The following is a 17,752-nucleotide window of genomic DNA, read 5'->3' on the forward strand; positions in this document are numbered from 1 at the left end:
ATACAGCACTTGGTTAATTTCAGCCCAACCCAGTCGCACCGTTTCCCTCCTGCAAGAACATGACTGTGCGGTGCAGTTCATTGCCAACCCCAGGGATTACCCTGCCATTGAAAAAAGCCACATCCAACGGACAGCGGTGACTTTAAAATATGCGGGCATGGCGGAACTGGAGGGCTTTATTCTGCCCACATTTCGGGTGGTGCTAGTTACGGACCGGGAGCTATTTGGGCAACACGCTTTAGCCACACCGGAATATGTCCGGAAACGACGGCGGGCCACCTCTAAACAAGTTGATATTAATAAACTTTCCCCTGGGGATTATGTCGTCCATAAAAGCCATGGCATTGGTAAATTTTTAAAGTTGGATGCCTTGGCCAATCGGGAATATTTAATGATCCAATACGCCGACGGTATTTTACGGGTACCTGCGGACAGTTTGGACAGTTTATCCCGTTTTCGCCATACGGGCACTAGACCGCCAGAACTGCATAAAATGGGGGGGAAAGTTTGGGAAGCCACCAAAAATAAAGTCCGTAAAGCGGTCAAAAAGTTGGCAGTGGATTTGCTCAATCTCTATGCCAAACGGGCAAAACAAATAGGTTATGCTTACCCCCCGGATAGTCCCTGGCAACAGGAATTGGAGGATTCTTTTCCCTACCAACCCACCCCCGATCAACTCAAGGCAGTGCAGGATGTGAAACGGGACCTGGAAGGCGATCGCCCGATGGATCGATTAGTGTGTGGCGATGTGGGCTTTGGCAAAACAGAGGTGGCAGTGCGGGCTATTTTTAAGGCCGTGACCAGTGGGAATAAACAGGTGGCTTTATTGGCTCCTACCACGGTGTTAACCCAACAGCATTACCACACGCTTAAAGAAAGATTTGCCCCCTATCCCATCACCATTGGGTTGTTAAATCGATTCCGGACAGCATCAGAAAAAAAGGAAATTTTAGCTAAGTTAAAAAGTGGTGAACTGGATATTGTGGTAGGTACCCAACAGGTATTGGGCCCATCGGTGAAATTCAAAGATTTGGGCTTACTAGTCATTGACGAAGAACAGCGATTTGGCGTTAACCAAAAGGAAAAAATTAAGACCTTAAAAACGGAAGTCGACGTCTTAACCCTCACTGCCACTCCCATTCCCCGCACCCTGTATATGTCCTTGTCTGGCATCCGGGAAATGAGCTTAATTACCACTCCGCCTCCTTCCCGCCGTCCCATTAAAACCCATTTATCTCCCTATAATCCCGAAGTAATTCGCACCGCCATCCGTAACGAACTAGACCGCGGAGGCCAGGTTTTTTATGTGGTGCCCCGCATTGAAGGCATTGAAGAATTGGGGGGACAATTGCGCCAGATGGTGCCCAGTGCTCGCATTGCCATTGGCCACGGTCAAATGGAAGAATCGGAACTGGAAAGTACCATGTTGGCCTTCAATGATGGAGAGGCAGATATTCTAGTGTGTACTACCATTATCGAGGCTGGTTTGGATATTCCCAGGGTAAACACAATTATTGTCGAAGATGCCCAAAAATTTGGCTTGGCCCAACTCTATCAACTACGGGGACGGGTGGGGCGATCGGGCATTCAGGCCCATGCTTGGTTACTCTATCCTAATCAAAAACAGCTAACAGAAAAAGCTAGGTTAAGACTGCGGGCACTCCAGGAATTTAGCCAACTGGGCTCCGGTTATCAACTGGCCACTAGAGACATGGAAATTCGGGGTGTAGGTAATTTGTTGGGGGCAGAACAATCCGGACAAATTGAGGCGATCGGCTATGAGTTTTACATGGAAATGTTGCAGGATGCCATCCGGGAAATTCAAGGGCAGGAAATTCCCAAAGTGGAGGATACCCAAATCGACTTGTCCCTGACGGCCTTCATCCCCAGCGATTACATTCCCGATTTGGAAGAAAAAATGGCCGCCTACCGCACCATTACCAGCATTGAATCCACCGATGAGTTACCCAAAGTTGCCCTGGATTGGGGCGATCGGTATGGTACACTACCGAGTCCAGTGGAAGAATTATTTAAAGTGGTAAAGCTCAAGCATTTAGCTAAGTCTTTGGGCTTTTCCCGCATTAAGGTGGAGGGCAAACAAAATCTTGTTCTGGAAACCCCCATGGAAGAACCAGCCTGGAAGTTGTTAGCAGAAAATTTGCCCAGCCATCTCCAATCCCGCTTTGTTTACAGTACGAAAAAAGTTGTGGTGCGGGGACTGGGGGTATTGCCACCGGCTAAACAAATGGATAATCTGATCGATTGGTTTGGCAAAATGCAGGGGGCTTTACCGGAGGTCAAAATAGAGACTTTAGTTAATTAATAATTGCCATTCAAAAATAACAAAATTATCGAAAAGGTGGTTCTAGATTTGCACAACGGACTGATGGGAAAGGTGTATTTGGTGGGTGCCGGCCCTGGGGATCCCGGATTAATGACCATTAAGAGCAAGGCTTTGTTGGAAAATGCTGAGGCGGTGGTTTATGATGCTTTGGTAAGTCCGGCTATTTTGGCCATGGTTAATCCCCAAGCGAAATTGGTGGATGCGGGGAAAAGAAGGGGCAGACATACAAAATTACAACAGGAAACGACGGCACTTTTGGAGCAATTGGCCCGAAAATATGCGGTGGTGGTACGCCTCAAAGGGGGAGATCCGTTTATTTTTGGCCGGGGAGGGGAAGAAATGGAAGATTTAGTACGGGCTGGTATTGAAGTGGAGGTGGTGCCGGGCATTACGGCGGGCATTGCTGCGCCGGCTTATGCTCACATTCCCCTCACCCATCGCAGTTATAGCTCTTCCGTTACCTTTGTCACTGGCCACGAAGCGGCAGGCAAATATCGGCCAGAGGTGAATTGGGCGGCGATCGCCAGGGGATCGGAGACCATTGTGATTTATATGGGGGTGTATAGTTTGGCCACTATTTTGCCCCAGTTACAGTTGGCGGGGTTGCCAGAAGATACTCCCATTGCCCTGATCCGCTGGGGAACCTGTCCAGAACAACAGGAATTGGTGGGTACTTTTGCTACTATTTTGGCCCAGATTGAGGCAGAAAATTTTCAAGCCCCGGCGATCGTGGTCATCGGGGCCGTGGTTAATTATCCGGCTAATCTCAGGCAATTTTCCCCTAGCTCGTTCTCTTAACCCTTGGACAGGAGCAACGTTAGAATGGGGGTTGTTTACCAAAATCTTCCTTACGTTTGTTTTTCTTCAAAAAATAGATCAAAAAAATGTGCAAATACAAATTGCGTTGCCCGATGAGCTAGCCAACCCACTACAAATTAAATGGGGCAATATAGAAAAAAATTAATGGAAATTACTTTAATTGAAGCCTACAAAGACGGCTCTATTAGTGTAGGTAAACTGAGGGAGTTACTAGGATTTTCTACTCGCTTAGAAGTTGATAATTGGTTGAAAAACAATGGGCTTAATTTGGACTATGATCAACTAGATCTAGCCGCAGATGAGCAAAGACATCAGGAGTTACGGCAACAGGGAAAACTTAAAGCGTGATTGTTATTTCAGAAACTTCTGTTATTTGTTACCTTATTTTGATTGATGAAATACAAATACTACAAAGACTCTACTAAAGAGTTTTAATCACTACAGTTATTCAACGGGAATTGTCCCATCCGAACTCACCCGAGATAGTGCAAAAATGGATCTCAAAGCCACCACCATGGCTAGAGATTAGGAAAATAGAAGACTGTACGAATCTTCATTTGAAAACTTTAGACTTGGGCGAGCAAACAGCCATCGTTTTGGCAGAAGCAGAACAGGCCGACTTGCTCATTATAGATGATGCTCTGGGCCGCAAAGTTGCCCTAAGTCGTGGTTTGAAAACAACTGGCTTATTGGGGGTCTTACAGGAGGCAAATCGACAGGATATTGTCAATTTACCTGATGTTATTAGCCGGCTTGAGAAAACTACATTTAGAGTTTCTCCAAAATTACTCCAATTTTTGTTAAAAGCTCCCCCAGAAAAATAGCTTTTCACAAGAAGTATAATCAAAAATCAGCCTAGGCCGTCCTAATTTGGTTGGGTTTCACTGTAGGCAGGGAAAAGATCCCGGGGGAAATCCTCCGCCGCTAGGCAGGTATTCATCGCTTTTTGGGGCGTGAAATCGGAAACTTCCCGACTCAGGGCCAGCACGCATTCCGAATGACGGCCAGGCAGTAAACTTTGGCGACAGCTATTGAGGGCAGCCATGGTCACATCTTCCCCCTCTGGAGAGCGGTTTCGCCCCACTACCCCCCGGTCAATGTCCACCACACAGTTCCCCAAATCCACCGGGCGACGTACTTGGAAACAGGATTGCAAAGCCACAATGCCGGTGATGTTGGTGTTACGGCTGATCATGTTGACACATTGGGACATTTCCTTGGGAATAATCGCCTGGGCACACCCGGAGGCGGCCGCATCATCACTGACTCCATTCCGCTTCAGTTCGCTCACACAAACATCAAACTGGTTCCAGTCCCCAGCCACGGCGGCGATCGGAGCAAAAACCATACCGCTGGCCATCAACAGACCACAGCCAATGGGAGCAAAGGGACGGCGGAGTTGTTTAAGATACTTCTTAAGATTATGTTTAGAGTCGTTAGAACCGATAGAGCTAAGCATACGGGTTAACACCAAGACGAAATTGACACCATCACCAAACCACTGGATTGTAATCAGAGTTGCAGAGAAGATCAAGCTCCTGGGGGTCACTCCAGGGGGTACAATGCCTGCTAATCTATGGGGAAGTTATTTGCCCTTGTCCCTGCTCCGATTATCCCCCATTCCGAGAGATTAATGTTGACTGATAACCGCTTGGGAGAAGCGACCTTGTCCCCATCTATCCATCCAACGGCCATTATCCATCCCCAAGCCCAGTTACATGCCACAGTCCAGGTGGGGGCTTTTAGTGTCATCGGGGAAAAAGTTACTATCGGGGCTAACACTGTGATCGGCCCCCATGTGGTGGTGGAAGGCCCTACAGAAATTGGTACAGGAAATCGTATTTTCCCCGGTGCAGTCATTGGTTGTGAACCCCAGGATTTGAAGTATAAGGGGGGAGAAAGCTGGGTCAAAATTGGCAACAATAACCAAATTCGGGAATACGTCACCATTAACCGGGCGACGGAAGAGGGGGCAGTGACCCGCATTGGCGATCGCAATTTGTTGATGGCCTATGCCCATGTGGCCCACAATTGCGTCATTGAAAATGAAGTAATCATTGCCAACTCAGTGGCTTTGGCGGGGCACATCTATATTGAGTCCCAGGCGAGAATCAGTGGCGTTTTGGGAGTCCACCAATTTGTCCATATTGGCCGGTTGGCCATGGTGGGGGGCATGAGTCGCATTGAACGGGATGTGCCACCTTTTACCATTGTGGAGGGTAATCCTTCCCGGGTACGTTCTTTGAATCTCATCGGTTTGCAACGGTCTGGCATGTCGGCGGAGGATCTGAGTGCCCTCAAACAGGCCTTTCGCTTGATTTATCGTTCTGAGACCCCCTACCAACAAGCTTTGGAAGAATTAGGGCGATCGGCAGCCCATCCCTACGTGCAACACTTCCAAAAGTTTCTCCAAGAATCTAGCTACGGCCAAGGACGACGGGGTCCCATTCCCGGCAAAAAGTAGGTCAGCATTGTTGCCATGGCCGATTCCCACTTACTAATTAATCTTTCCTTTTTGCTGGCCCAACCGACGGGGTTGAGCGTCTATGCCAGCAACGTTTTTCCCCATCTTAAATCCCTCAACCCAACCTTACTAACCTCTCGCATGGTGGCTAATTTTGCTTGCCAAACCGTGCCGAATAATCTCACCCCGGCCCAGGGCAGTCGGGGCCATTTTAATCGTCTAGTCTGGACCCAGTTTCAGCTACCCAAACTTTGCCAACAGTTAAAGGCTTCCTTGCTTTTTTCTCCGATTCCGGAAGCTCCCCTTTGGTCCGGTTGTCGCACAGTGGTGATGGTACACGACCTAATTCCCCTCCGGTTTCCCCATTGGAAATCTCCCCTAACCAGCTATTGCAAGTTTTATCTGCCCTTGGTGTTGGGACAAGCGGAACATATTCTTTGCAACTCCCAAGCCACGGCCGATGATGTGGTGGATTATTTCCAAATTCCTGCCAGTAAAATTACCCCGATCGCCTTGGGATATGACCGGGAGCATTTTCAGCCAGGGGAAGATAATTTACCGCCTAGGGAAAAGCCCTACTTTCTCTTTGTGGGCCGGCACGACCCCCATAAAAATGTGGCCAGGCTGATCGAAGCTTTTGCCCGGTTTATCCAAACTACCAACAACCGAGATGTTGAGTTAATTTTGGCAGGCCCCACCGATCGCCGTTACACCCCCAAATTAATGACCTTGGCGAAGGAATTAGGCATTGGTCCATTGGTGCATTGTTTGGACTACGTCAGCTACGACCAACTGCGGCAACTTTATCGCCAGGCGATCGCCCTGGTATTTCCTTCTCTCTGGGAAGGATTTGGTTTTCCGGTGCTGGAAGCCATGGCCTGTGGCACGGTGGTAATTACCTCCTCCGTCTCCTCTCTACCCGAAGTGGCAGGGGATGCCGCCCTACTGGTTGACCCTTTTAATGTTGGGGAAATTTACCAAGCCATGGACCAGGTGTGGAAGGATGACAGTTTGCGCCAACAGCTACAACAACAGAGCTTAGCCAGGGCCGGGGCATTCTCTTGGGAAAAAACCGGGCATTTAACTACGGACGCATTGGCAAAGTATTTTTAGGTTAGCGAAACCTAATCCCATGGCGAACCACTAGGTAATTTGGTTACCAATTCTGATTCCAAAGAATGAATTGACGTTCTCATTCTCAAAACACTGAAACTGTTTGGAAAGAAGGGGAGTGGAGAGATTAATTTTAATTAAATGTATCTTTAAAAATTAATTTACCTTTTAGATAAACTTCCACTGTGTTGTCATTAATTGAGTAGGTATAATCTCCATTTTTCCAAGTTGAAATGCCTGCTTTACGGCTGGGACCTAATTTAATACAGCCTGTCCCATAAACACAGCCTCGATAGGTTCCTGCTTCGTAGTCGACGGTATATTCCCCTTTCTGACCATAGTAGGTAATGGGACTTGCCACAGCAAGGGTTGCATAAACCACAGAGAAAGTTGCCATCAGCACCAAATGTAATACCTTCATGATTTAGACCTCAATGCTTAATCATTAGGTAATTATATCTGTTACCCAAATTTTCTTATCTAATATTTTAAGATAATTAACACAAAGTTTTGGTTTACGCTTGGACTTGTCTAAAGTTATTCTGCCTGGGAGATAACCTAGTGTGATGTTGCTTGCATTTTTCCAGCCCCTCGAATTTCCTGACAACTTCAATCAGACACTGGCCATAAATATCTATGCGGAAACTATTTGCAGCAGTCAAGCTACCCTGGAGGTGGCTCGCGTACAGGCAAGTCAAGCGGCAATGGATGCTTTTAATCGCCATCGGCAATTTCATCTGTTTCCCCTGCAACTCTTGAATACTAGTGAAAAAAATACCGAAGTCGAGTTGCTGAAACGTTGGGACGATTTTTCCCAGAAGGTCTGCCCCGAAAAGTTCGAGTGATTATTTATGCCAAGGACAAGGAGTGCCCATTTCGGTTTGAGCTGACCTGGGTCAAGGAAATCTCAACAGAAACCCCCCAGGGAGGAAAACTTTTGGCAGGTTTTCTTTGATTAGAAACTTCCAGTGGTGACTCGAACTCACTTTAAGTCTAATGCTGGAAATTTCCGGACAAGCATGGGGCAGTTAAGGTTCAAACAATATTTCTGTTTACAGGCTGTTAATGGTGCAAATCCCAGCAAAAAGGCGACCTATCCCGGGGATAAATCGCCATCAACTCTAGAAATTTCTTGCAAACTTTGTCAACCATTAGTCAACTATGTTCTTGGCGTCTTTGGGGCACTCAAAACCCCACCAATCCAACCTACAGATGGAGGTAAGCGGCTTCTGCTTCCAGTTGACTGACAAGGGACTGATTGCCGGCGGCCCGAGCCCGCTCTAGTCGGTGCTGGAGGTTTTGACGCAGGGTTTCTTTGTGGGCGATCGCCGTTTGAGTCAAAACACGTTTACGATTATTCATTACTTCTACCCTCCGAAAGGCAGTGAAAAACTTACATTTAGATTTACACTCAACATAACATAAAACCCTAGGAGATTTCCATAACGGTATCTATTGTTACTGAAGTTAACAAAAATGTATGGATTAAGTCCGAACAAAAGGGAAACCAACCTGGAAAAAAAGTAGTTTCCTCCCCGTCCACAAAATTTGTCCCCAGGGATAGAGTTTATGATCCATGCTTCCCGGTTAGGGCGAGGGACAATAAGGATCTGGGAGCTTCCCCATTAGTGCCGCTATTAAACCAAATTTTGGGCTTACCTATGCCCTGCCCTACTGTCAAGAAACAATGGGGAAACTGGATGCCCCTTGCCCCCAGAGGGTATTGTACTTTTTGAGCAGGCAAGGTTAAGTAGGAATTGTGCTTCCAATCTCTCCAGTGTCAGGTAAATTTTTCCACCTTTGACTATGGGAAGAACACATCAGAAGCGTTGTTTGTGCCTCCCAGGGAAAACTATGCGATCGCCATTTACAAGGGGGTGGTCTTTGGCATCACTGCTACTGGTATTGTTATCTGGCTGTGGTGGTGAAACCCTTTCCTCCCCAGAACTGAAAGCCTCTCCCCCAGTGAACCAGGGCACTTTAACAGTGCGGGCCAACGGAGAAGAACGGGCCCGGGAAGGTCTGACCACTAAGGATGGCTGGTCTCTGGACTTTAGTCACGTTTATGTTTCCCTGGCGGAAATTAATGCTTACCAGATCGAGCCGGCCTTTGATGCCAGCACTGATGCTCCATTGCCAGATACGGCCGTGGCGATCGCCATACCAGGGTCCACCGTAGTGGATTTAGCAGCAGCAGGAAAAGACGCTGAAACTGTTTTAGTGGGGGAAACCCCGGCTCCGGCGGGAAAATTTAACGCTTTATCTTGGCAAATGCCCCTGGCCGCAGCAGGCCCAGCCCAAGGTTACTCAATTTTACTGGAGGGAACGGCAACTAAAGATGGTCGGACAATTCCGTTCAAATTAGGGGTGAAAGAGCAATTGGACTTTATTTGTGGTGATTTTGTTGGAGATGAACGCAAGGGCATTTTAACTGCCGGGGGTAAGGCCGATTTGGAAGCAACCTTTCACTTAGATCATTTATTTGGGGAAGGGAAAGAACCCGCCGACAGCGACATTAACCTTAGTGCTTTCGGTTTTGCCCCCCTAGCGGCCCTGGCCCAGGAAAAGGGCATTGAAATCAACAGCGAGGATTTGCAAGCCCAATTAGGGGAGGCAGATTATCAAACCTTTTTGCAAGTTTTGGCCAACCTTGGCCATGTGGGGGAAGGCCATTGCCGACAAACCCGAGAATTTAACACCACCACTTCCGTCAACCCGTAAATCCGATGAAATCTAGTTTAGTCTTGTTTTTTTTAGCGGGAGGCATACTTAGCCACACGGCCCCTGTCCTCGCCCACGGAGTTAAAGTAGAACATCATTCCGTGGCGGCGATCGCCGTGGCAGCCCAATACGACTCCGGAGAACCCATGACGGAAGCCCAGGTGTTGGTCTATGCTCCAGACAGTTCCTCCCAACCTTGGTTAACGGGGGTCACCGACGAACAGGGTAAATTTACCTTCACCCCCGCAGGCGATCGCCCTGGTAACTGGGAAGTTGCTGTGCGGCAAGGGGGCCATGGGGCTATGGTCACCATACCTTGGCAGGCGAAAACAGCCAATGGTGGCACAATGGATTCAGGTTCCGAGCAATCCAACTCCGACCAAATGACCCCGGAGATCACCGTAGCCTCCGTTCCCAACGCCGCCGCCCTATCCCCCATGCAACGGGGCATTACCATCGGAGCAGTCATTTGGGGATTTGTGGGCACAGCCCTATTTTTTAGCAGTAAAAGTCAAAGCCACAGCAAAGGTAGAACCTAGATGCACATTCCCGATGGTCTATTGCCTCCCCAGATAGTGGCAGGGGGTTATGCGGTAACGGGGCTGGCCACCTGGTATTGTTTAAGGCAAATTAACCATCAAGGGAATACCTTAGAAAACATCCCCAAAGCTTCGTTACTGACGGCAGCTTTTTTTGTTGCGTCCTCTCTTTATATTCCCCTGCCCCCAGTCAGTGTCCATCTCGTACTCAATGGTTTGTTGGGGGTAATACTGGGCTATTTTGCCCTGCCCGCTATTTTGATTGGCCTCTTTTTCCAAGCGTTGATGGTGGGCCACGGGGGACTGACCACTTTGGGTATTAATGGGGTGTTAATGGGGTTACCAGCGTTGGCGGCCTATCATATTTTTCAACTGCGCTATGGCCTGGAAAAATTTCTACCGGAGCCCTGGCCCACTGGTATTTGTGCTTTTTTGGGGGGCAGTGGGGGTTTAGCCTTAACTGTGCTAATTTTCATTAGCCTGACTTTGACCAGTTTACCGACCGGCTTAGATGCCGCCGCTGAACACCGAGCCATTCTGGTGGTGGCCCTGGGACATTTACCCCTAATACTGCTGGAAGGTATATTCACTGTCATGGTGGTTTTATTTTTGCAACGGGTCAAACCGGAATTATTGGAGGGTTAGGCCGTGGGCTTGATTGGTTTAGAAACCTATGTACCTGGGCGATCGCCAATGCATCGTTGGGAACCCCGGCAAAAACTAGTCAGCCTCATGGCGTTAATGTTTGCCTTGGCCATGGTGCAACGGGTTTGGTTAGTTATTCCCATGGTGACTGTGACTGCGTTGCTCTATCGATTATCCGGTTTACCCCTAAGTTTTCTGCGCCAACGCTGCAGTTATCCTGGGTTATTCATTTTGGCGGTGGTTATTCTACTGCCTTTGACCAGTGGGGAAACGGTGCTGGGGCAGTGGGGATGGATCAGTGTTCGTGGGGAGGGGTTAACGGCCATGGTGCTCATTGCCGGGCGATTTTTCTCTATTCTTACCCTGGGTTTTATTATCTTTGGCACCACCCCTTTTTTAACTATGGTCAGATGTTTACGTCGTTTGGGTTTACCTCCTTTGATGGCAGATATGGCCCTGTTGGCCTACCGTTACCTATACGACATTGGCCATACTCTCGGCACCATGAAGCAAGCAATGCAATTACGAGGATTGGGACAACGGCCGGCAAAACGGCGATCGGTAGCCCACTGGGCGATGTTGTTGGGGAATCTTTTGCTCCGTAGTTATGAACAGTCTCAACGGGTTTACCAAGCCATGGTCCTACGGGGTTACGGCCAAACAACTTCCCTGGGGGGCACAGTCACCACAACAGAGCAATGCTCAAGGGGTTGGGGTTTAACGGTGGCCGTATTGGCGATCGCCGTCGGTTTTGTGGTGGCGGAGGTGAGCCTGTGACTTTAACCAATGTGCGGGGTCTGGACCAGGGTAGAGAGGAGGAAGCGATTCTATCCCCAGAACCCAAAGCAATCACAGTGCGGGAACTATGCTTTGCCTATGGTGGCCAGGCACCAGTGTTGGACAGTCTATCGTTGCAGGTTGCCCCGGGGGAGCGGTTGGGGATCATTGGCCATAACGGTTGCGGCAAGACCACCTTATTTTTACTACTCTGTGGACTGCTCAAACCCAGCGCCGGCACCATTGAGCTATGGGGCAGTCCCCTACAACCGGGGAAATTTTTACCAGAAGTGGGGTTATTGTTTCAAAATCCCACCGACCAATTATTTGCCACTTCTGTGTGGGATGACATTGCCTTTGGTCCGCAAAATATGGGACTGTCGGCGGAAACAGTGGCCCAACGGGTGACCCAGGCGGCCCAGTTAACAGGAGTTACTGCTTTGCTAGAACGGTTGCCCCATCACCTGTCGGGAGGGGAAAAGCAAATGGTGGCGATCGCCGGTTTGTTGGCCATGGCCCCGAAAATTTTCTTCTGCGACGAACCCACGGCCAGCTTGGATATTAGGGCCCGCCGTCAATTGATTAACTTTTTGGGACAGTTCCAGGAAACGTTGCTCATTTCCTCCCATGATCTGGAGTTTGTCTTGGAAGTCTGTGACCGGGTGATAGTCATTGATCAGGGGCAGATCGTGGCCGATGGTGGGGCAGAGGAAATTATGGGTAATCAAACCCTGATGGTAAGTCATGGTTTAGAAAAACCCTATTCCCTCCGTTGATGAAAAATAGGTAAAACCAGGGTAGATCACACTGGCGGCGAAAATAACATGGGGGGACGTAGTTTTGAACCATTCTTGCTCCCTAGAATTCCTGCACAACCAGAAAAACTAAGCCTGGGCGAGTTAATGGGCACTAATTCAAAGGGTTTCCTGGCTGATAATTTCTCCGTTACTCCGTAACCAAACCAGGGTGATTTTTTCCACAGCACCATTAACCAAAGTCACCAGGGAAAAATTACGGGCAGGGGGCAAACCGTCTTTTTCCGTTTGGATGCGGGGCACACAGGCCGCATTGAGATATACCGTTCCTTGATGATCCACACAAACCCTCTCCCGCAGACGATCCTGACGATGTCTAAGGCGATGGTGCATATGGCCGAAGGTCACCAACGGTACCCGTTTACCCTGTTCCCGCACAGAAGCGATCGCCCAAGCCAAATCGGGATCGCCAAAATCGCCCCCCAAGGGGTTCCAATCCCGACCACAGATGGATTCTGCCTGATTGCCTAAGCCGCTGGGACCATTATGGGCCAAAAAAATTAACGTTTCATGGGGGCTAGCCAGGGCCGTTGCGGCAATCTGGGTTTGGGACTGGGTAAAGCTTTCCATGCCATACCGTTCCCGCAAAAACTGTTTGTTTTTCCATTCATTGCCCCCCCAGGTAAAGGGCCTGCCCCCCACCACCGAGAGGCCAAATTGCTGAAAATCCCGGCGGCCATAGCTAACATCTGCCAACCCCAGTAGTTCCTGCTGAGCCTTAACCCGGTCTTCCTTTTGGCGATTGTAGGGGCACTTTTTGCGGCCCCAATCGGAGGCGGTGAACCAAGCATCGTGGTTACCAAATACCGTGGCCTTGGGGATGGGTAAGGAGGCAATTAAGCTGACCACCGGCAATGATTCGTTGCCAAAATCCCCCACAAATAGCACTAAATCTACAGCGACGGCCTGGAGGGCTTGGTGGTCTGCCAATTCCCATTGGTCATGGATATCGCCCACAACGGCCAGGGTAATGGTTGCAGTAGGTTGGGAGAACATTAACTCTCTTCGCTTTCTGAGGTTTCGGCTAATTCTTCCTCCCCGGAAGGGGGCACCAGGGCCACAGCGGCGATCGCATCGTCGGCATCTAATCGTTGTACCCGTACTCCGGTGGCACTGCGGGACTGGGGCGAAATATCATTGACCGATTGGCGGATAATAATGCCCCGGTTGGTGACGATCATCAATTCGTCGTCGAAGTTGACCACATGGAGAGCCACTAGCTGATCATCCTTGGATTTGAAGCGGATGGCTTTTACTCCCAAGCCCGCCCGGTGTTGCAAGCGGAACTGACCCACCGGCACCCGTTTGCCAAACCCTTTCATGGTTACCCCCAGCAACCAAGGGCCAGGATTTTCGCTTTCCTCCAAAATGGCATCGCTATCGGGGCCCAAATCCTCATCCGCTTCATCGTCACCTCCAATGCCAATGTTGGCCACCACTTGGCTGGGCAAAATATCCATGCTAATGAGGGCATCCCCCGATCGGAGGCGCATGGATTTAACCCCCCTGGTGGCCCTACCCAGCGCCCGCAGTTCGTCCTGATCCGCTTTGAAGTGGATGGCCATGCCCTTTTGGGAACCAATGATAATACTATCTTCTGCTTTGGCTAAGCGTACCCAGCGCAACTGGTCCCCTTCCACCAAGGAGATGGCGATCAGACCATTGGAGCGGATATTACTGAAGGCAGACAGAGCCGTTTTTTTGATGTAGCCCTGCTTGGTCAGCATGATGAAATAGGTATCGTCATCAAATTCTGAGACGGAAACCAGGGACGTAATTTTTTCATCCTTGGGGATGGGCAACATTTGCACAATGGGGACTCCCCGGGCGGTGCGGGAAGCGATGGGAATTTGGTAGGCATTGAGACTGTAAACTACCCCCCGATCGCTAAAGAACAGCACCTTGTCGTGGTCGCAACAGGAAAGGAAATGCTCCACTCCGTCGTCTTCCTTAATTTTGGCCGCGGCTTTACCCCTGGTGGCCCGGTTTTGGGTGCCAAAGGTGTTGGCAGGCATTCGTTTGATGTAGCCCTGTTCCGTCAATAAAATTAAGGCTTGGTCATTGGCAATTAAATCCGTGTCGATCAGTTCCCCGTCCTCTTGGACAATAACGGTGCGGCGGGGGGTGGCGTGGATGGCCTTAATTTGCTCCAATTCTTCTTCAATGATGGCGTTGACCCGTTCCCGGCGGGCGAGGATGTCCTGGAGATCCGCAATTTTAGTCTGCAATTCTTCGTGCTCAGCGGTGATCTTATCCGCTTCTAGGGCGGTTAGGCGTCGTAATTGCATTTGCAAAATGGCATCGGCCTGCACTTCCGACAAGGCAAAGCCTTCTACCAATTCAGTTTTGGCACTGGCGGTATCGGCGGCGGCCCGGATGAGGCGAATGACTGCATCCAGATTATCCAGAGCAATGAGTAAACCCTGCAGAAGATGGTCCCTTTCCTCTGCTTTACGCAGTTCGTAGCGAGTGCGGCGGGTGATGGTTTCCACGCGGAAGTCGAGGAACACCGTCAGGAATTTTTTGATGGTTAAAACCTGGGGTTCTCCGTCCACCAGGGCCAGCAAGTTAGCACCAAAGTTGCTCTGGATGGGGGTTTGCTTATAGAGATTATTGAGCACCACCCTGGCATAGGCATCCCGTTTCAGTTCGATGACAATTCTCATGCCGTCCCGGTCGCTCTCGTCCCGGATGTCGGCAATGCCATCAATTTTTTTGTCGTTAACTAGGTCGGCAATGCGTTCAATTAAAGATGCCTTATTGGTCTGGTATGGCAACTCGGTGATGATAATGGCATCCCGGTCTGGACGGCCTGGGTGTTCCATGGTCTCAATGCTGGCAACCCCCCGCATGGTGATGGAGCCCCGCCCGGTGAGATAGGCTTCCCGAATGCCCGATCGCCCGAGGATTTGGGCCCCGGTGGGAAAGTCTGGGCCGGGAATGATTTGCATCAGTTCCTGTTCGCTGATGTCGGGGTTTTGCACCACGGCGATCGCCGCGTCGATGACTTCCCCTAGGTTATGGGGAGGAATATTGGTGGCCATGCCCACGGCAATGCCGGAGGAACCATTGATCAAAAGTTGGGGAATGCGGGCGGGGAGCACCACTGGTTCCTGTTGGGAACCGTCAAAGTTATCAATGAAATCTACGGTTTCGGCTTCGATGTCCCGCAGGAGGGCATTGGTGGAAAGGGGTCTAAGTCTAGATTCGGTGTACCGCATGGCGGCGGCGGGGTCGTTGTCAACGGAGCCAAAGTTGCCATGGCCGTCGATTAACGGTTCCCGCATGGAAAATTCCTGCGCCATCCGCACCAGGGCGTCATACACCGCTGTATCCCCGTGGGGGTGGTATTTTCCCAGCACTTCCCCCACAACCCGAGCACATTTCCGGAAGGGGCGATCGGGGGTGAGTCCCAACTCATACATGGCATAGAGAATGCGTCTATGGACTGGCTTGAGTCCATCCCGTGCATCGGGTAACGCCCGCCCGACAATCACACTCATGGCATATTCCAGGTATGAGCGCGACATTTCGTTTCTGAGGTCAGTCGCAATCAGGCGATCGGGCGAGTCAGTCATGCAATTACTCCAAGGCAGTTTGAAAGGTTTGAGTTGCGCTCCAATTCCCCCCAAGGGAACCAGATAACAGGGCTCAAAGCAGCCTCCATTCTACCATTGGCCCGTGCAGGGGTCTGGCTTGGCCGGCCTCTGCCAAGATATGTGAAAATCGTCGTATGTACCTAAGGATCGGGTCAATGAACTTATTACTGCAAAGACTAAAGTGTTGGCGGGGTATTCCCTGGGCTTGGCTCGTGGGAGCCGCTACCACCCTCGCTATTGTGGTGGCGACCCTCGTACCGAGTTTGGCCAATAGTCCTAAGGGCAGTCTTTATACCCCCATGGGGGATGGAGACTATACATTTTCCGAAACGAATCGTCGGGGCATGACAGAGAGAATTACCTATGATTTCCCTGACACCGGTTTGAAGTTGACCATGCCCCGATTCTTGAAAAATCCCGAGGCTATCCAAACCCCTGGTAAAGATATTGTGGTGTTCTTGCGGACAATTCCTGATACCTGTGGACTATACGAGATGTCGGAAACCATCTTGCCACCCAATGCAGGGCCGCCGCCCCATTTCCATCTTGACAACGACGAATGGTTTTTCTCGACAGAAAATTCTCAAATTCGACTCTACAGTGCCCAGGAGAAACAGCAAACCATCAAAGCCGGTCAAGTCCCGGGTATCAATCTTGCTCCCATCAAAATGGGATCCCTTGTGCAAAAACAGGGTGAAATTTTATTTTCTCCCAAGGGTTCCGTACACTTCTTCCGGAATGAAACCCCCGGCAAGGAGGATGTGCGAGGCTTTTATAATGTCTGGTCACCGGGCTATGGCACCCTAGAGCGTTTTCAGGGGATTAATCGTATTGACCATGGCAATGAACCCTTGGCCCTACCAGAGGATCAGGCGGTACTGTTGCAAAGCAGTCTTTGGGGCTTTCCCCACGACATTACGGGCAGGTTTGTGGGCGTTAAGGACTTCTACGGCATCCGTGGCCCGGTCTTTGAACATCCTAATAATGTGCAGAAACTCCAAGAGCTGTTTGATGCTGGAGAAGCTTGCTATCCCCCCGATGGTCTGAGGAAGCCGAAGCCGCCCCTGCCGGAGCCGCAATAAAATCTTGCCTTTTTGCTGGGAAGATTTTACGTAGATATTACGACTCTGGCAGTTTTTGAGAATAACTTTCACCACCGATGGTTACCCCAGTAAAAATTTAAGCGTAGGGATCACCAAACAAAACGAAGGAACTGGTAATTTCCCGCAGAATTTTATCGGTGACTTCCCCCAGGGCCACTCCCCCCACCGATCGCCTTCGAAAAGAACGGAGCACGACCAGGTCAAAGGTGTGGGAAACCCGGACTAGTACCTTAGCGGCATCGTCATGGCAAATAACTTTAATCGGATATTCTGCTGTGGCCTGGCACTGGTCTAAAAACCGTTCCATTTCCGTTTTAAATGCTTGCACCTGTTGTGGAGATGTGTTGTGGGGACAAACATGGAGCAGGGTGACAATGGCTCCATTGGTTTCCGCCAAGCGCTGGGTGAACTGGAATAGTTCCAAGGTTTGGGGAGTGAGATTTTTAATGGGGAAAAGAATGCGATGGAAAGAATGGGGGTCGGACAGAAGTCGCATCACCGCCACCGGACAATGGGCCGACCAAAACACACTATCGATGGTGCTGCCAAACAATTTAGCTCGTAAACCAAGGGACTGCTGACTCCAACCCATGATGATCAGATCGGCATTTTTTTCCCTCGCTGTGTGGCTAATGGCCCTGGCCACATCGTCATCAATGCGCAGGGCTGGGTGGGCATCTACTTTCAGGGTGGTGGCCAGTTCTGTGGCTTGTTGCAATAACAGTTCGTTTCGGGTCAGCCTTCTATTCAGCCCCGGATCATCCATGTGCACTGGTGCTTTGGCGATCGCCAAGGGAATTACCACGCCACTTT

Annotated in this window: 20 protein-coding genes; 14 read left to right on the forward strand and 6 right to left on the reverse strand. The window is 50.0% G+C overall.

Going from position 1 to position 17,752, the window contains the following annotated elements; all coding sequences use genetic code 11:
* The 4 genes from mfd to IQ219_RS20005 form a co-directional block, all read left to right on the forward strand.
* The coding region (mfd, locus tag IQ219_RS05795) for a transcription-repair coupling factor (RefSeq protein ID WP_194072012.1) at positions 1 to 2,323 on the forward strand (2,323 nt) is incomplete at its 5' end.
* Positions 2,324 to 2,359: 36 nt separating this feature from the next.
* Complete coding sequence (cobA, locus tag IQ219_RS05800) at positions 2,360 to 3,142, forward strand: uroporphyrinogen-III C-methyltransferase (RefSeq protein ID WP_194072024.1); 783 nt, start codon at positions 2,360 to 2,362, stop codon at positions 3,140 to 3,142.
* A 165-nt stretch (positions 3,143 to 3,307) separates the two neighbouring features.
* The gene (locus IQ219_RS05805) at positions 3,308 to 3,511 is read left to right on the forward strand and encodes a UPF0175 family protein (RefSeq protein ID WP_228016739.1); all 204 of its coding nucleotides are present in this window, start codon (positions 3,308 to 3,310) and stop codon (positions 3,509 to 3,511) included.
* 209 nt (positions 3,512 to 3,720) lie between these two features.
* Positions 3,721 to 3,987 carry a hypothetical protein gene (locus tag IQ219_RS20005; RefSeq protein ID WP_228016740.1) on the forward strand — a complete coding sequence of 89 codons (267 nt, stop codon included), beginning with the start codon at positions 3,721 to 3,723 and terminating at the stop codon, positions 3,985 to 3,987.
* A gap of 41 nt (positions 3,988 to 4,028) precedes the next feature.
* On the opposite strand, the gene IQ219_RS05815 is transcribed toward IQ219_RS20005, so the two are convergent.
* Positions 4,029 to 4,622 carry a hypothetical protein gene (locus IQ219_RS05815; RefSeq protein WP_228016741.1) on the reverse strand — a complete coding sequence of 198 codons (594 nt, stop codon included), beginning with the start codon at positions 4,620 to 4,622 and terminating at the stop codon, positions 4,029 to 4,031.
* 117 nt (positions 4,623 to 4,739) lie between these two features.
* Here IQ219_RS05815 and lpxA point away from each other — a divergent pair, with 117 nt between their 5' ends.
* Positions 4,740 to 5,627: an acyl-ACP--UDP-N-acetylglucosamine O-acyltransferase gene (lpxA, locus tag IQ219_RS05820; RefSeq protein ID WP_199309503.1), complete on the forward strand. Its 888-nt coding sequence runs from the start codon at positions 4,740 to 4,742 to the stop codon at positions 5,625 to 5,627.
* A gap of 15 nt (positions 5,628 to 5,642) precedes the next feature.
* Entirely contained in the window at positions 5,643 to 6,740 is a 1,098-nt protein-coding gene (locus IQ219_RS05825; protein ID WP_194072014.1) for a glycosyltransferase family 1 protein, read from the forward strand.
* 133 nt (positions 6,741 to 6,873) lie between these two features.
* Here IQ219_RS05825 and IQ219_RS05830 read toward each other — a convergent pair whose 3' ends face one another.
* Complete coding sequence (locus IQ219_RS05830) at positions 6,874 to 7,161, reverse strand: hypothetical protein (RefSeq protein ID WP_190595758.1); 288 nt, start codon at positions 7,159 to 7,161, stop codon at positions 6,874 to 6,876.
* Between the two features lie 145 nt (positions 7,162 to 7,306).
* On the opposite strand from IQ219_RS05830, the gene IQ219_RS05835 reads away from it, so the two are divergent.
* The gene (locus tag IQ219_RS05835) at positions 7,307 to 7,585 is read left to right on the forward strand and encodes a hypothetical protein (protein ID WP_228016742.1); all 279 of its coding nucleotides are present in this window, start codon (positions 7,307 to 7,309) and stop codon (positions 7,583 to 7,585) included.
* Between the two features lie 361 nt (positions 7,586 to 7,946).
* On the opposite strand, the gene IQ219_RS05840 is transcribed toward IQ219_RS05835, so the two are convergent.
* Positions 7,947 to 8,102, reverse strand: coding sequence for a hypothetical protein (locus tag IQ219_RS05840; RefSeq protein ID WP_010873614.1), 156 nt, complete (start codon positions 8,100 to 8,102; stop codon positions 7,947 to 7,949).
* 395 nt (positions 8,103 to 8,497) lie between these two features.
* Between IQ219_RS05840 and IQ219_RS05845 the strand changes: the two genes are divergently transcribed.
* From IQ219_RS05845 to IQ219_RS05870, 6 genes are read left to right on the forward strand one after another with little or no spacing between them, the layout of a single operon-like run.
* Positions 8,498 to 8,668: a hypothetical protein gene (locus IQ219_RS05845; RefSeq protein WP_194072025.1), complete on the forward strand. Its 171-nt coding sequence runs from the start codon at positions 8,498 to 8,500 to the stop codon at positions 8,666 to 8,668.
* Positions 8,625 to 9,461: a hypothetical protein gene (locus tag IQ219_RS05850; protein ID WP_228016743.1), complete on the forward strand. Its 837-nt coding sequence runs from the start codon at positions 8,625 to 8,627 to the stop codon at positions 9,459 to 9,461. Before IQ219_RS05845 ends, IQ219_RS05850 begins: the two co-directional genes overlap by 44 nt.
* A gap of 5 nt (positions 9,462 to 9,466) precedes the next feature.
* Positions 9,467 to 10,000 carry a carboxypeptidase-like regulatory domain-containing protein gene (locus tag IQ219_RS05855; protein WP_194072017.1) on the forward strand — a complete coding sequence of 178 codons (534 nt, stop codon included), beginning with the start codon at positions 9,467 to 9,469 and terminating at the stop codon, positions 9,998 to 10,000.
* Positions 10,001 to 10,645: a cobalt transporter CbiM gene (cbiM, locus tag IQ219_RS05860; RefSeq protein WP_194019840.1), complete on the forward strand. Its 645-nt coding sequence runs from the start codon at positions 10,001 to 10,003 to the stop codon at positions 10,643 to 10,645.
* Between the two features lie 3 nt (positions 10,646 to 10,648).
* Positions 10,649 to 11,422, forward strand: coding sequence for a cobalt ECF transporter T component CbiQ (gene cbiQ, locus IQ219_RS05865; RefSeq protein ID WP_194072018.1), 774 nt, complete (start codon positions 10,649 to 10,651; stop codon positions 11,420 to 11,422).
* Complete coding sequence (locus tag IQ219_RS05870; RefSeq protein ID WP_194072019.1) at positions 11,344 to 12,198, forward strand: energy-coupling factor ABC transporter ATP-binding protein; 855 nt, start codon at positions 11,344 to 11,346, stop codon at positions 12,196 to 12,198. The genes cbiQ and IQ219_RS05870 overlap by 79 nt, the downstream gene beginning before the upstream one ends.
* Positions 12,199 to 12,336: 138 nt before the next feature.
* Here IQ219_RS05870 and IQ219_RS05875 read toward each other — a convergent pair whose 3' ends face one another.
* Together IQ219_RS05875 and gyrA are read right to left on the reverse strand one after the other, a co-directional pair.
* Positions 12,337 to 13,233, reverse strand: coding sequence for a TIGR04168 family protein (locus IQ219_RS05875; protein ID WP_194072020.1), 897 nt, complete (start codon positions 13,231 to 13,233; stop codon positions 12,337 to 12,339).
* Complete coding sequence (gene gyrA, locus IQ219_RS05880) at positions 13,233 to 15,815, reverse strand: DNA topoisomerase (ATP-hydrolyzing) subunit A (RefSeq protein WP_194072021.1); 2,583 nt, start codon at positions 15,813 to 15,815, stop codon at positions 13,233 to 13,235. The genes IQ219_RS05875 and gyrA overlap by 1 nt, the downstream gene beginning before the upstream one ends.
* Before the next feature lie 176 nt (positions 15,816 to 15,991).
* Here gyrA and IQ219_RS05885 point away from each other — a divergent pair, with 176 nt between their 5' ends.
* Positions 15,992 to 16,918 carry a hypothetical protein gene (locus IQ219_RS05885; RefSeq protein WP_194072022.1) on the forward strand — a complete coding sequence of 309 codons (927 nt, stop codon included), beginning with the start codon at positions 15,992 to 15,994 and terminating at the stop codon, positions 16,916 to 16,918.
* 97 nt (positions 16,919 to 17,015) lie between these two features.
* On the opposite strand, the gene IQ219_RS05890 is transcribed toward IQ219_RS05885, so the two are convergent.
* Positions 17,016 to 17,752: universal stress protein (locus tag IQ219_RS05890; RefSeq protein ID WP_194072023.1), on the reverse strand; the 737-nt coding region annotated here is incomplete at its 5' end.

It is taken from the genome of Synechocystis sp. LEGE 06083, from assembly GCF_015207725.1.
In the GTDB taxonomy this organism is placed as follows: Bacteria; Cyanobacteriota; Cyanobacteriia; order Cyanobacteriales; family Microcystaceae; genus Synechocystis; species Synechocystis salina.

Bases quoted from the DNA above. Each gene is read 5' to 3' on its own strand.
- IQ219_RS05830 (WP_190595758.1), bottom strand. From the start codon at position 7,161: ATGAAGGTATTACATTTGGTGCTGATGGCAACTTTCTCTGTGGTTTAT.
- IQ219_RS05815 (WP_228016741.1), bottom strand. From the start codon at position 4,622: ATGCTTAGCTCTATCGGTTCTAACGACTCTAAACATAATCTTAAGAAG.
- IQ219_RS05870 (WP_194072019.1), top strand. From the start codon at position 11,344: ATGCTCAAGGGGTTGGGGTTTAACGGTGGCCGTATTGGCGATCGCCGT.
- IQ219_RS05840 (WP_010873614.1), bottom strand. From the start codon at position 8,102: ATGAATAATCGTAAACGTGTTTTGACTCAAACGGCGATCGCCCACAAA.
- IQ219_RS05805 (WP_228016739.1), top strand. From the start codon at position 3,308: ATGGAAATTACTTTAATTGAAGCCTACAAAGACGGCTCTATTAGTGTA.
- lpxA (WP_199309503.1), top strand. From the start codon at position 4,740: ATGGGGAAGTTATTTGCCCTTGTCCCTGCTCCGATTATCCCCCATTCC.
- IQ219_RS05855 (WP_194072017.1), top strand. From the start codon at position 9,467: ATGAAATCTAGTTTAGTCTTGTTTTTTTTAGCGGGAGGCATACTTAGC.
- IQ219_RS05875 (WP_194072020.1), bottom strand. From the start codon at position 13,233: ATGTTCTCCCAACCTACTGCAACCATTACCCTGGCCGTTGTGGGCGAT.
- cbiM (WP_194019840.1), top strand. From the start codon at position 10,001: ATGCACATTCCCGATGGTCTATTGCCTCCCCAGATAGTGGCAGGGGGT.
- IQ219_RS05825 (WP_194072014.1), top strand. From the start codon at position 5,643: ATGGCCGATTCCCACTTACTAATTAATCTTTCCTTTTTGCTGGCCCAA.
- IQ219_RS05885 (WP_194072022.1), top strand. From the start codon at position 15,992: ATGAACTTATTACTGCAAAGACTAAAGTGTTGGCGGGGTATTCCCTGG.
- IQ219_RS05835 (WP_228016742.1), top strand. From the start codon at position 7,307: ATGTTGCTTGCATTTTTCCAGCCCCTCGAATTTCCTGACAACTTCAAT.
- gyrA (WP_194072021.1), bottom strand. From the start codon at position 15,815: ATGACTGACTCGCCCGATCGCCTGATTGCGACTGACCTCAGAAACGAA.